The organism is Methanomassiliicoccaceae archaeon, from assembly GCA_034928305.1.
In the GTDB taxonomy this organism is placed as follows: Archaea; Thermoplasmatota; Thermoplasmata; order Methanomassiliicoccales; family Methanomethylophilaceae; genus VadinCA11.
This window is the reverse complement of record JAYFOZ010000002.1, coordinates 139,188-151,860: the sequence shown is the minus strand read 5'-3', so window position 1 is coordinate 151,860 and position 12,673 is coordinate 139,188. Positions and strand designations below refer to the sequence as shown.

Sequence of the window (12,673 nt, the reverse complement as noted above, 5' to 3'; positions counted from 1 at the left end):
AATTAAACCCACATTTATTTTTATAACTGTGTTGAGACCCTCAAAGAACTCGCACAGTCCTCTTTATTCTTTTCAATGATATCGATTTGTTCTTTTATTTTCTTCAAATCATCTATCATATCCTGTACATCAAACTCAGCATAAGCAGCTTCAGCAGATTGAGAATGAGGATCAGAACTATATCGACTCATCATCTCATCGACAAAGGTAAAATCTTCATCTCTCACACCTAACATCCTTGGGAGTCTCATGGATCCCACATTGAGATTGTGCCTTTTCACAATGCCGTCGAAAAGAACATCTTCTATCATTAATTCCAATAATCTTCTAATTTTTATCGCGAGATTGATTTTCGCAGAGGGCATTTCTTTCGGAGACAATTTTTTGATTTCTTCCGCCTCTTTGATCAATGTCTTTACATTCGATTTGGCCCCACCTAAGATAAATGATACATCAGAACTTATTAAACCAACTGGTTCAGACATCAATCTCTGACAGTTAAATGATTGTCCTCCTCTTATTGAATGAAGCAGCGATGACATCGTAATCCGGTGTGTAAACACTATGACCTGTCTTTCTTTTGACAACTCTATTATTCTTTTTGCTATTTCTGCCTCATATTTGTTATCCATTGAATTTGTTGGGTCATCAAACACCAGAGGCATCTGTGGAAAATCAACAATGATTTCTGCAACAAATGCTGCAAACGACACAGCCCTTCTTTCTCCTTCACTTAGAACCTCACCGAAAGATAGCCCCTTTGATGAGCTATTTAAATTCTTTAACGATATGCTATGGGCAGAAGAACCTTTGCTGGTTGCTATTTTTAATTCGACCTGGAGATTTTTTGCCCTGATCGACTCCAATTCTTTTTTGAATTGTTCCACAAATTTATCTGTTATCAAGATCGCAGATAAATTCGTTTTCAATACAGAAGTGCTATGTGTATCTGTGTTGAAATTGTTTAATTTTATCATTTTCTTTTTACGATCGAAAACATACTCATTCTGAGAGAACCACTTTCTTGAACTAAGTAATTTTTCCTTTTCTTCAATAACTTGTCTTTGAACAGAAGCCTCATGAAAGATCCTACATTTAGATTCTAATTCGGAGATTACTTTTTCATGAACAGCATTAAACTGTTCTAATGAAAAGATCTTAGTTTCCCTTTCACAATTCTTTTCATTCCTGATTTCATTTGATCTTTCAAATAATCGAACATAAAATATGCGTATATTAGCAATAATACTTTCCGGGACCCTATTTTTCAAAAGTTGTAGAGAGACGCAATCCCACTCCCAAATAGGCTCTGGCATTACATCAGCTAATTCTGTTTGAGCTTTCTTTAAACTTTTCTCTACGTCAGATGTAATATATTCCTCAAAGGATACGAAACGTTTTTGCGCATCATTTGAAAGTGTTTGTTGACATAGAACACATCGCGATCCATCCTCAGTGTTGGGAAATATAATATTAGGATATGCATATTTCTCAGAATAATCCTTTGCAGCTTCCCATAGGGCTTTCCATACGTCGTTTCCTAAACCATTGAATTCGGTACTTCCAAATTCTTCTTCTGCCCGTTTTACAGCAAGTTCAAAAGCTATACATTTTTCCTTTAATTTGATTAAATCGTTTCGCTTTTCATCAGAATATTGATCAAACCAATTCTCCATAATGTCTGAAAAACCATTGAGATAACTGATTGCTGATTCCAGGTCTCTCTCGCTCGCAGATGGATCTGACAAAGATAAAGACAAAACGATTGATTCAAGTTCCGATTCTTCTTCGGGACTGAGTTTAGATTGTTCTTTGATCTCATCTAGTGTCTCAGTGTTTGTGGCTTGTGTGTACAGTTTATGCACATTGGTTTCTTTAAATATCTCAGGAATGACAATGCTTTTTTTAAGTTCAGATTTTTCATTAATGATGTATGATTTGAATAAATTGAAAGATATCGCCATCTCGCCGAGAACCGCCAATAATTTGGGCTCCAATAATATTTCTGCACCGGTTTTCTCATATACGCGATAATAATTAGAATCAAAAAATTGTAATCCGACCATATCTGGGCACACTGCATCGGGGGTCCAATTGAACAATCTTTTTTCATCTGCCAGATATGAAATAGACGCACTAGGCGATTTTGGTTCTTCAAAAACATTACTCCGTACTTTCTTTGCATCTCTGGATCCACAGACATTTTTGAGTAAATTGATAAGTGTTGATTTACCACAACCATTATTGCCAAACAATAAACAAACATTACTGTCTTCACGGAATGTGATTCCCTCTGGATTTTTGATCTTACCTACGTTTTCGATATTATAAATTCCTAAAAGTCGTTTTAAAGAACTGGAATGAACTCCAAAACTGATTTGAGGCCTATCAGTTCTTAATGGTCCACTGTCAATATAAGTCTTAAAATAAGACCTCTGTTCATCTTCAGTCAGGTCTTCATCCATAAGCCTGTTGAATAGATCCTTTTGCCAATCGTCCAAATTACTGAACCATTTTTCATATAACATTGCAGGATCTTCTTCCATTAACATCACATCCTATAAGCACAATTAAGCGAGAAGACGGTTTCACATGGTTAATATACATTCTTTGAAAAACACTGGCAGTTAAAAAAATAATTTATAGAACAAAATATTGTTAAAATATTTGTTTGAATCAAAAGATAAATAGAGAACTTAACATAATACTGCAAGGAGACATAGTGGTCCGAATGATGACTGATGAGGATGCTTGTGAAATTCCGCCAAAAAAAGTATACAAAACAACTATATCTGAACTGATATCTCATGCCGAAACGACTCTTGACAGAATCATCGGTTTTATTAACAACAGCGAAGGAAAAACCGGAATAACCTTGACGATGGTGGGCGTGATCTTAACAATCATTTTCACACTCGGTGGCGAAAACATAATGAAAATGTTTTCAGAAGCTTGGAACAACCTTGAACCGATTACAGGGATGTTTCTCGTTCTATTTTCTTTATCATTTGCCTTCACGCTTTTTGGAATTTACAAACTAACAAAGGTACTCACCCCTAGACTTAGCGTGAAGATACATGAGGATGAGATGTTCGAAAAGGATTCGAAAATATTTTTTGGAAGAATTGCATCAAACAACGAAAGATATTCGCAGTTTCGAAATAAACTTTTAGACTATTCAAATGAAGATTATCTCAATGACCTCTGGTCTCAAATATACATTAATTCTAAAATCTGTACAAAGAAGTTCAACTATTTTTATCACGGCATAAGAATTACAATACCCAGCCTGCTGGCCATGCTGGCGATTACCGTCATATTTGGATTTTTTATTCTTGGGTGATGCATTGGCAGACTACAATTACAAAAAAGGACAAAAACGAGTTAACGAACTTTTGAACCAACCTGAAGAAAATTCAGTTAGAGCTGAAATTCCAAACGACAAAGATTTTCACTTTGATAATGGATATCTTTGCTGCATAACTAGTATATTTGTTGATATTCGAGATTCAACTAAGCTATTTGCAGGTAAAAAATCTACTATTTCAAGAGTGATCAGATGTTTCACATCAGAAACCATAGAAATTTTGAATACTGGAAGTAACATGAAAGAGATTGGGATCAGAGGAGATTGTGTGTATGGTGTCTTTTCAACACCAAATAGAGAAGATATTCATGAGGTTGTTGAAAAAGCAACATACATTAACACTCTGATTCTTATGTTAAATGCGCTGTTTAAAAAGAAGAACATTGCCCCTTTGGCCGTAGGCATAGGGATAGCAACATCACAAGATCTCGTTGTAAAAGCAGGTCGTGAGGGTTCGGGAATAAACAGTAAAGTCTGGATTGGGGAGGCAGTTGTGCAGGCCTCCAACTTGTCATCATATGGCAATAAAAAGGGATTCGTAAACAAGACGATAGTAATGTCGCCAACCACTTATAATAATATTAAAGACACATTCATCAAAAAATATGGCAAAGAAACCATTGAAGATTAGTTCAAATCCGTTAAAGTGAAGGACACACATGCGTATGTATGTAATCTGGAGAATGTAGAAATGAAAAAATGGATAAACAGTGGGATGAAAAACTAAGTTTTAACATCTCATCATTCTTCTTTTTAGGAATTTCTCCATACCTGACGACATTAAAAACTGAAATTCTCTGCTTTGTAGGTACATGAGCCCCGCTAGCGGGGCCTAAATACCGTCGCCCGTCCCCGTACGCCGCATCGATCATCGACTGCGGTGTACTGCGGCCCTTCAGCGTCACCCTCTTCTCTGGTTGCTTCACATCGAACAGCTCCATCAGCTTCCTGTTGCGCTTTGTCACCTCCAAGATCTTCCACTGCTCGCCGCATCCGACGGCGTATACGTTGTCCAGAGACTGCAATGCCGCCCGTGCCGGTTCGTTGCTGTTCCCTTCTCTGAGCATTCTCGATGTCGTGCACCACACGATCAGCGCCACGAACTTGATCGCCAGGCGTCCCTTCGCCGTTATCGGGTCGGAAACCCTCCATCCGCTCCCGTCCAATTCGTTCTTGAGGGCGTCGAACGCCTGTTCGACGAATGTCCTGCAGTCGTAGCAGGACATCATGTCCTCCCAGGGGCCGATGCCTTTGTAGAACATCACGAACATTCCGTTCCTGTTCATCGAGAACGACAATGCGTTCTTCTCGCGTTCGATCTTAAGCTTACCGTCATCGTCTGCGTTCAGGTCGAAATACTTCGCATAAGGTCCAGCGACCTTCTCCACATCCCTGGCGGCCGAGTAAGGATTCATCTCGTTCGGCCTCTTCTCGGTGTCCATTATCGCTTGGAACGACGTGTTCATGTCACCTGCCGCTTTCCCCGGGCCGTAGCATGCGTGAGCGGCCATCATCTCTCCGGAAACGCCTTTGAGAAGCGCTCGTCGTCAGGCAGTACCAGTTCGTATCCGGCCGTATCGTTGTTCTCCGGGCCGTCGGGACCGCAGTTCCTTTGCTTAGGAACAATAGCGACCTTCGATTCGAACACGGAATATGCGCGCTTGCCGTGGACCATCGGCGAATCCGCGTGCCGTTTCTCCTTCACAAGCATGGACATGAGCGATTTGACGCACTTCGTTCCCTTTTTACCCGGCATTACGGACGAAGGTCCGTTCTCGAGCATGTACTTCAGGTTGTCGGCCGAACCGAATCCGCGGTCCATCATCAGTGTGCAATCGCCGCCTTCAGCCCGCGTACGCGTTCCGCTGTGCGTTCCAGCGTCTTCACGTCCGCCATGGAAACCGGGATACGGCTCGAACATCGCCGGCACCCCGCGCTTATCGGTCACAAGGCCGATGTTCATCTGCCTCGTCTTCTCGTTGTCGCGGTCATGTCCCCATTCCGCCCGCCCCTTGATACAGCCGTTCGTTGACGCTGACATGATATCGTAGCTCAATGCGTCGTTCGTCCTCTTCGATCTGGATTCGAACGGTTCCTCCAGACATCCGAACGAACCGCCCATGGTCTTGGCGAGCTCGCTCATGCGCGGAGAATCGAATCCGGCCCTGACGCCTTGGAGCTCCCTGATCGGACAGCCGTCGACCGTGTCCTCGGTGGACGAGAGCGGACCTCCGGAAGGCGCCTGCGAGACGGCGCAGGCGAGGGCCTGCTCCCCTGCGGGACCGTATGATCCGAAGAGGTCCCCGCGAAGCCCGATACGCTCGGCGATGTTGAGAAGAACGTACGAACCGCCGGATCGTCTTCCGATAAGCGAGTCGTCATCCAATATTTTATCGGCCGAACCCCCGTTTTTCTTGGGAATTATTTTTCCGGTCTCTTCGTCCAATACGCCGAGGCATTCGTTGACGGCATTAGGATACTTGCCACCTGGCTGATAGACAGATGCGCTGGCGTATGCGTACTTCTTTCCGCGTCGCACATAGAGCACTTCGGGCACATACTTATCTTGCAGGTATAATATGTAATGCCCTCTCTTTATATGCAGCAGATAAATAAGCAATCGTCGATATATAAAGAAAAATGTAGCTATACAGGCTACCTGCAAATCATCCGAGAATTTCAGTTTTAAACTGGAAAATTGACATATTTCAAAAATGCTGGTTAGGGCTATTGTGCAACCCGGCGGTCGCACCAATTTTATTTACCGTGATATGGTTAAATCTTTATCGAAGCCAGAACATGTACCGCTGATGCTTTATGTTGGAGATTGACAGTTCAAGGGGAGAAGGCGGCGGACAGATGGTCCGTACCTCGGTCGCCCTTTCCGCCGTCACCGGCATTACGGCGCACCTTACCAGGATCAGGGAGAATCGCCCCACCAACGGATTGTCCAAACAGCACTGCGCCGCAATAAGCGCCGTCGCAGAGATGACCGGCTCTCAGGTCGAAGGGAATTTCACCGGATCCTCCGAGCTTATTTTCAGGCCGGGGACCGAACAGAAAGACAGTATCGCTCTGAACATAGGTACCGCAGGCAGCATCACTCTGGTCCTTCAGGCCATTTTACTTGCGGCCAGGAATCACAGGGAAGGAGTAACGGTCGACATAAGGGGAGGGACCAACGTACTCTGGGCGCCGCCCATTGACAGCTATCAGCAGGTCCTCTTTCCGTTGCTGGACAGAATGGGCGTGCACACCCGGGTGGAGATAGAGGAGAGAGGATTCTACCCCAGAGGCGGAGGCCATGTCATTGCGACCCTCGACCCCATAGGAAATATCGCTCCGATGAACCTGGACGGGCTGGGCGAACTGGTATCGATACAAGGCATCTGTTTTGCTCAGAACCTTTCGGACCACATCAGCAGAGAGATGGTGCGTTCGTGCGTCAGGGTATTGAAACCGATAGCCGACGCCGAAATAGAGATGCAGATAACGCATGGAGACTCGAGGGGGGCGGGCATATGTCTTGTGGCCGACTTCGAGAACGGGAAACTCGGAAGCAACGCGCTCACCACCAGGGAATATTCGGCCGAGAAGACGGGCGAAGATGCCGCCAACGACCTGATACAGGAAATACAGAGCGGTGCGACCGTCGACGTCCACACGGCGGACCAGCTGCTCCCCTACATGGCAATGGCCGAAGGGAGAAGTTCTTTCAAGGTTTCGAAGATCAGCAGACATCTGCTGAGCCAGATGGACACTCTGGAATCCTTCCTGGACGTCAGGTTCGGAGTGGAGCGCAGAGACGAAATATATCATTTCAGCGTAAACCCGGGGACAAAAAATGAGACCGTACATACAGATTAATTGCGCCATGTCGGCAGATGGAAAAATAGCGGGCAGCGACCGCAGGCAGGTTATGATCTCTTCGTCCGATGACAAAAAACGCGCTAAGGGCCTCCGTAAGGAGTTCGATGCCATTCTCGTCGGAGTGGGCACGGTCATATCGGACGACCCGCACCTTACGGTCAAAGACCTGGACTATGACACGAATCCTATCAGGATCGTGCTGGACCCCCACGGGAGGACTCCCGATTCGGCGATGGTGTTGGATGAAAGGGCTCCGACGGTCATGGTCACGCTCGATTCGTGCGATCGCGAATGGGACTGCGAAGAGACGATCCGCACAGGCGCTGACGATATAGACCTCGGGGACCTGATGGAACAACTCTACGAAATGGGAATCGATAGGTTGCTCGTCGAGGGTGGCGGAGAGACCATATCATCGTTCTTCCGCGCGGGCATAGTGGACCGCTACACGGTATTCGTAGGCGGACTCATCATCGGAGGGCGGGAATCGCCGACGCCCGCGGACGGCGACGGATGGGTTGCGGACGGCGGAATAGCTCTGACCCTCGAAAAAAGCGAGACCTTTGGCAACGGGGTCCTGCTGGACTTCGCCGTAGCCAAGAAATCCTGAGCCCGCGGTTTACGGGGCTTTATTGTCGAGGACGAATCTAAAATAATTGTTCTCCGGCCCAAACACTTCGCTCGAGACCACCGTGAAAGACATCCCGTACACCATCTCCAGCGCCTTGGCGAAATAGCCAACGGCATACATTCCCATAGTTTCGGCGGCCCCCTTGCTGACATTTAATTCGGAATCGATGATCAGCGTCAGCGGATTGAAAGAGAATACAGTGACCTTGCCCATGTTTGCAAAGGAATAATATTTGCGGATATCGTCTATGACCTCTTCGATCGGGCCTTTCTGAAACCTTCCGCCGATGGCCTGTGCGTGCACGCTCCCCATTATCTTCGACATGGGGCCCAAGGACAGCCCCACGCTGTCCATCGCCACATACAGGAAACTCACCATGTAGTTGCTGATGCTCTCGGGTTCGTCCGCCATATCGGCGAAGATCTCCTTCGACTTCGCGAGCGATTCCGAATCGGGAGATTTGGTCTCGGCAAGACGCACGGACGAGATGGAATACGTTTTCCTTCGGTTGTCGTCCGGGTCCTCCCTGGATGTGATCACGCCTTCCTTCACCATGCTGTCCAGATGCACCGAGAGAGTGGACTGCGCCTTGCCCGTTATCTCCACCATTTCTGTCAGCGAAAGATTCCGTTTTGAAAGTTCGTCCAGGATGCGCACCCGAACGCCGTTGGAAATATGAACCAGCCCTTTACCTGTGTGGTATAGGACAAACTCCCCCGCCATAGTATCGCTCATCATCGTGGCTAAGTGTTGTGACTAATAATAAGTCTTGGTGGGCCGTTCTGAATTCGGATGCTCGCAATTGATTTAACATAGCCCGAGCATGTGGCGATGTGGTAATATGAAGGTTAGATGCAGTTCCGGAGAGAAGGACATCCGCGCGGTCTGGTTCGAGGATGGCAAGGTCGTGATGATCGAGCAGAGAAAGCTTCCTGGGAGCCTCGAGTTCGTATACTTCGATGATTACAGGGAGGTTGCGGAGGCCATCCGGAACATGACCGTAAGAGGGGCTCCCTCGATCGGAGCCTCTGCCGCATACGCAATGTGCCTCGCCTCTCTGAAGGAGGAGGATCTGGATAGCGCTGTAAAGAACATAAAATCCGCCAGACCGACAGCGAACGACCTGTTCTACGCCGTAGATTATATGTATGAAGCTCTGGCCGGCGGGTCCGACCCTGTCGAGGCCGCAGAAGCATATGCACAGTCGATGGTGGATAAATGCACGGCAATAGGAAGGTTCGGCGAGCCGCTGATCAGGGACGGAGCAAAGATCATGACGCACTGCAACGCCGGTGCGCTTGCAACGGTGGACGTGGGCACGGCTCTCGCACCCATGCGTGCCGCCCGCGATGCAGGAAAGAAGTTCTTTGTCTATGTGTCCGAGACCCGCCCGCGCCTTCAGGGCATGCAGCTTACAGCATGGGAACTCGTGCAAGAAGGCATAGAGCATGCGATAATGCCCGACGGAGCTTCTGCCCATTATATGTCGAAGGGCGTCGACCTGATAATAACCGGTGCCGACAGAATTGCGGCCAACGGCGACTTTGCAAACAAGATAGGGACGTTGGACAAGGCCATCGCGGCGAACCATTACGGAATACCGTTCTATGTTGCCGCCCCTGTTTCAACATTCGACTTTTCAACAAAGACCGGAGAAGACATTGTCATAGAGGAAAGAGACGAGAGGGAAGTCACCGAGATCGGCGGCTTAAGGATCGCGCCCGAGGGATCAAGGGCGCTCAATCCAGCCTTCGACGTGACACCGGCCGACCTTGTGTCCGGATTCATAACCGAAGAAGGCATTTTAAGGCCTGACGAAATAAAGAAGGTGCTTAAGTGAACGAGCGATTCGGACGCGAACTTCTCGTACGTTTCTGCAAGATGCTGTACGACAGGCAGATTACTGTCTCTGCGGGCGGCAACATGAGCCTGATGATCGGCGACAGCGAGGTTCTCATTACGCCCAGCGGAAGGAACAAAGGACTGATTGAGCCAGAAGACCTGATACTTATGGGAACCGACGGTTCCGTGATATCCGATGGAAAACCATCCATTGAAAACAAAATGCATCTGGCACTTTACAATCTGAACCCAGAGACAAAAGCCGTGGTCCATTGTCACCCCTTGTACTGCACATCTATCGCAGTAAAGGGAAAGAATCTCAAAACGGAACTCACGCCCGAAGGCGTAATCCTCCTGGGAAAGGTTCCCATGGTCCCTTACTTCACCCCCGGGTCCCAGGAACTGGTCGACGCCGTTGCCGCACACCATGAATCCAAGGCCATCCTCATGGCCCGCCACGGGGCCATAACCCAGGGAAAGACAATCGAAGAAGCTTACAACAGAATGGAAGAACTGGAATTCCAGGCCAAGCTGCAGATGATCACGGGCAGAGCCAAAATCCTTCCGTCCTCCGAGATCGAAAAACTGTCCAGGATGTGAGTGCTTGGCGATACTGGTCACTAAATGGTTCGGAGTGTTTCTATGCGACGAGAAATCCGAAAGAGTTATGGACAGCATACCGATGCCGAAAGACCCGGACGAGAACGCCGAGAAACTGGCGCTCATCCAGAGAGGTAATATTCTGCAGGAGGAGAGGGACCTTGCCGCCAAGGCCGGGAGGGTCGCCGTATCTGAGAGAAGGCAGTCCGAGCTCGGAAGGCCGGAGATGTACGACTCGTCTTTCATTAAACCCGAGAAATACGGGTTCACGCCAGAAATGATGCACGAAGTGATGATACGCCTCGGAAAACTGAGGACGTCGGAACCCGTGCCCAGGGACAGGAACCTCGTCCAGGCCATCCGATATATGGACAGCCTGTATGAAACATGCAACCTGATCGACGAGAGGCTTCATGAATGGTACGGGATGCATTTCCCGGAGCTTGCTGACATGTCGAGCGACAGAAAATACTCGGACCTGATAGCCAGGCATGGCGAGAGGGAGGGGATCCTGGAAGAACTCGGTTCGGACGTCCAGTCCATGGGCGCCGATTTCGAATCTGCCGACATGGACGCAGTCAGAGCTCTCGCACAGAATCTTTCGGACATGTACGAAGAGAGGGAAAGGACAGAGGAATATATCGAATCTATCGTGAAGATTACCTGCCCCAACATGTGCGCCCTGCTCGGCGGACCGTTGGCCGCGAGACTGATTTCGCTCGCCGGGGGATTGGAGAGGCTCTCTTCGCTTCCATCGTCCACAGTACAGCTTTTGGGTGCGGAAAAGGCGATGTTCAGGCATCTGAGGTCTGGAAAAAACCCGCCGAAACACGGTGCGATCTACCAGAACCCGTCCGTCCACAGGGCCCCCTATTGGCAGAGAGGCAAAATAGCCAGATCTCTGGCGGGAAAGACGCTGACCGCGGCAAAGATCGATAATTACAAGGGAGAATTCCGCGGCGACCGGCTCGCTGAAGAGTTTAATGCCCGCGTAGATGATATCAAGCGCAGATATCCGGAAGCTCCGAAGAAAAAGAAACAGAATGTGTCTGGCAACAAGAGGAGACGCAAACCTAAAAATTCTGCTCGCTGAGCGACTTTACTTCCTGACATCCATGCCCAGAGTTATCATCTGGGCTATAAATTCGGGATAGGACACGGCTTCGCATCCAGTATCCGACATGTATACCGGGCCTCTGCATACAAGCGAAGCTACCGCCGCGGACATCATTATCCTATGGTCGTCCAAATGGTCGACTGTTCCCCCTTCCAAGATATCTTTTCCCCTTATGATGCAACCGTCCTCGGTCTCTTCGGCGTCTGCACCTAGCGCCCTCAGCATCTTCACCGTGGAAACGATACGGTCGCTCTCTTTGAATCTGAGCTGAGGTGCACCGTAAAGCCTGCTGGTACCCTTGGCCGTACTTAGGAGCACGGCGATCACCGGGAACAGGTCCGGAGTGGGGCCCATATTGATGTCGGCGGCCTCGAGCCTGCCGGTTCCGACAGTTACCGAGCCGTTCCCGCTTGAAACATCCGCTCCCACTTCCTCCAGGATGTCCACGATGCGCTTGTCGCCCTGCGGGTCCCCCATGTCGAGGCCCGAAGCGGTGACCTTTCCGCCCAGAGCGCCTGCGACCAAAGGGAACGCGGCCGAAGAAAAGTCGGCTGGCACTTTGTAATCTTTAGACCTGTACCCTCCAGCGCCTATGTGTATGGCATTTTTCGAAACAAGGACTTCCGCACCGAAATGCTGCATCATGGATTCGGTTATCCTTACGTATGGTGCTGACACGAGCTCGTTCCTGATCTCTATCTCCGTGTCCCTCTCCAGCATTGGAGAGGCTATCATCAATGACGATACAAACTGGGAGCTGATGTTGCCTTCTATCTTCACGCTACCTCCGCGATTCGGCCCTTCTATGGTTACCGGCGGGAGGCCGTTGTTCGACGTGCACGAAACGCCCATAGAGCTTAGCGCATCTAGGAGCGGTCCCATCGGCCTCTTCCTTATGGATTCGTCTCCGGTTATCGTCACCCGAGAATCGAATATCGATGCGATTCCGGAGAATATGCGCATGGTAGTCCCGGAATTGGCAACATCGATCGTTCCGACGGGCGCATGCAGATTTCCTCCTGTGACCTTTACTCCGCCCGTCACATCCTCTGCCGATGCACCGATGGAACGTACGGCCCTCAGCGTGGCCTTGGTATCATCGGACAGCAACGGACCGTGGATCTCGCTCGGACCTTCGGCCAAAGCTGCGATAAAAAACGCCCTGTGCGTATGGCTCTTTGAAGGTGGAGGAGACACTCCGCCCTCCACGTGTCCGCCTCTGAACTCCAGCACTTGATCTCACCTG

12 protein-coding genes are annotated in these 12,673 nt (G+C 48.6%); 7 read left to right on the top strand and 5 right to left on the bottom strand.

What is annotated here, in order from left to right:
- Nucleotides 1-20: 20 nt before the first annotated feature.
- Nucleotides 21-2,546, bottom strand: coding sequence for an AAA family ATPase (locus VB016_02490; protein ID MEA4977410.1), 2,526 nt, complete (start codon nucleotides 2,544-2,546; stop codon nucleotides 21-23).
- A 185-nt stretch (nucleotides 2,547-2,731) separates the two neighbouring features.
- Here VB016_02490 and VB016_02485 point away from each other — a divergent pair, with 185 nt between their 5' ends.
- Both VB016_02485 and VB016_02480 read left to right on the top strand, forming a co-directional pair.
- Nucleotides 2,732-3,343 carry a hypothetical protein gene (locus VB016_02485; protein ID MEA4977409.1) on the top strand — a complete coding sequence of 204 codons (612 nt, stop codon included), beginning with the start codon at nucleotides 2,732-2,734 and terminating at the stop codon, nucleotides 3,341-3,343.
- A 4-nt stretch (nucleotides 3,344-3,347) separates the two neighbouring features.
- Nucleotides 3,348-3,998, top strand: a complete 651-nt coding sequence (locus VB016_02480) for a hypothetical protein (GenBank protein MEA4977408.1) — start codon at nucleotides 3,348-3,350, stop codon at nucleotides 3,996-3,998.
- A gap of 10 nt (nucleotides 3,999-4,008) precedes the next feature.
- Here the strand turns inward: VB016_02480 and VB016_02475 are convergent, their stop codons facing one another.
- Together VB016_02475 and VB016_02470 are read right to left on the bottom strand one after the other, a co-directional pair.
- Nucleotides 4,009-4,878 carry a hypothetical protein gene (locus tag VB016_02475; GenBank protein ID MEA4977407.1) on the bottom strand — a complete coding sequence of 290 codons (870 nt, stop codon included), beginning with the start codon at nucleotides 4,876-4,878 and terminating at the stop codon, nucleotides 4,009-4,011.
- Nucleotides 4,878-5,924, bottom strand: coding sequence for a hypothetical protein (locus tag VB016_02470; protein ID MEA4977406.1), 1,047 nt, complete (start codon nucleotides 5,922-5,924; stop codon nucleotides 4,878-4,880). Before VB016_02470 ends, VB016_02475 begins: the two co-directional genes overlap by 1 nt.
- 260 nt (nucleotides 5,925-6,184) lie before the next feature.
- Between VB016_02470 and rtcA the strand changes: the two genes are divergently transcribed.
- Both rtcA and VB016_02460 read left to right on the top strand, forming a co-directional pair.
- Nucleotides 6,185-7,234 (top strand): RNA 3'-terminal phosphate cyclase, encoded by a 1,050-nt coding sequence (rtcA, locus tag VB016_02465; GenBank protein ID MEA4977405.1) that lies wholly within the window; start codon nucleotides 6,185-6,187, stop codon nucleotides 7,232-7,234.
- Nucleotides 7,212-7,847: a dihydrofolate reductase family protein gene (locus VB016_02460; GenBank protein ID MEA4977404.1), complete on the top strand. Its 636-nt coding sequence runs from the start codon at nucleotides 7,212-7,214 to the stop codon at nucleotides 7,845-7,847. Before rtcA ends, VB016_02460 begins: the two co-directional genes overlap by 23 nt.
- Before the next feature lie 9 nt (nucleotides 7,848-7,856).
- Here VB016_02460 and VB016_02455 read toward each other — a convergent pair whose 3' ends face one another.
- Entirely contained in the window at nucleotides 7,857-8,606 is a 750-nt protein-coding gene (locus VB016_02455) for a winged helix-turn-helix domain-containing protein (GenBank protein ID MEA4977403.1), read from the bottom strand.
- A 103-nt stretch (nucleotides 8,607-8,709) separates the two neighbouring features.
- On the opposite strand from VB016_02455, the gene mtnA reads away from it, so the two are divergent.
- From mtnA to VB016_02440, 3 genes are read left to right on the top strand one after another with little or no spacing between them, the layout of a single operon-like run.
- On the top strand, nucleotides 8,710-9,708 hold the full coding sequence (gene mtnA, locus VB016_02450; protein ID MEA4977402.1) for an S-methyl-5-thioribose-1-phosphate isomerase: 999 nt from the start codon (nucleotides 8,710-8,712) through the stop codon (nucleotides 9,706-9,708).
- Nucleotides 9,705-10,310 (top strand): class II aldolase/adducin family protein, encoded by a 606-nt coding sequence (locus VB016_02445; protein ID MEA4977401.1) that lies wholly within the window; start codon nucleotides 9,705-9,707, stop codon nucleotides 10,308-10,310. The genes mtnA and VB016_02445 overlap by 4 nt, the downstream gene beginning before the upstream one ends.
- Before the next feature lie 4 nt (nucleotides 10,311-10,314).
- Nucleotides 10,315-11,403, top strand: coding sequence for a ribosomal biogenesis protein (locus VB016_02440; protein MEA4977400.1), 1,089 nt, complete (start codon nucleotides 10,315-10,317; stop codon nucleotides 11,401-11,403).
- Between the two features lie 6 nt (nucleotides 11,404-11,409).
- On the opposite strand, the gene aroA is transcribed toward VB016_02440, so the two are convergent.
- Nucleotides 11,410-12,660, bottom strand: coding sequence for a 3-phosphoshikimate 1-carboxyvinyltransferase (gene aroA, locus VB016_02435; protein MEA4977399.1), 1,251 nt, complete (start codon nucleotides 12,658-12,660; stop codon nucleotides 11,410-11,412).
- Between the last annotated feature and the right edge of the window lie 13 nt (nucleotides 12,661-12,673).

Excerpts from the sequence above, each read along its gene's own strand:
- VB016_02490 (MEA4977410.1), bottom strand. The coding sequence starts at position 2,546 with ATGGAAGAAGATCCTGCAATGTTATATGAAAAATGGTTCAGTAATTTG.
- VB016_02485 (MEA4977409.1), top strand. The coding sequence starts at position 2,732 with ATGATGACTGATGAGGATGCTTGTGAAATTCCGCCAAAAAAAGTATAC.
- VB016_02475 (MEA4977407.1), bottom strand. The coding sequence starts at position 4,878 with ATGGCCGCTCACGCATGCTACGGCCCGGGGAAAGCGGCAGGTGACATG.
- rtcA (MEA4977405.1), top strand. The coding sequence starts at position 6,185 with ATGTTGGAGATTGACAGTTCAAGGGGAGAAGGCGGCGGACAGATGGTC.
- VB016_02460 (MEA4977404.1), top strand. The coding sequence starts at position 7,212 with ATGAGACCGTACATACAGATTAATTGCGCCATGTCGGCAGATGGAAAA.
- VB016_02455 (MEA4977403.1), bottom strand. The coding sequence starts at position 8,606 with ATGATGAGCGATACTATGGCGGGGGAGTTTGTCCTATACCACACAGGT.
- mtnA (MEA4977402.1), top strand. The coding sequence starts at position 8,710 with ATGAAGGTTAGATGCAGTTCCGGAGAGAAGGACATCCGCGCGGTCTGG.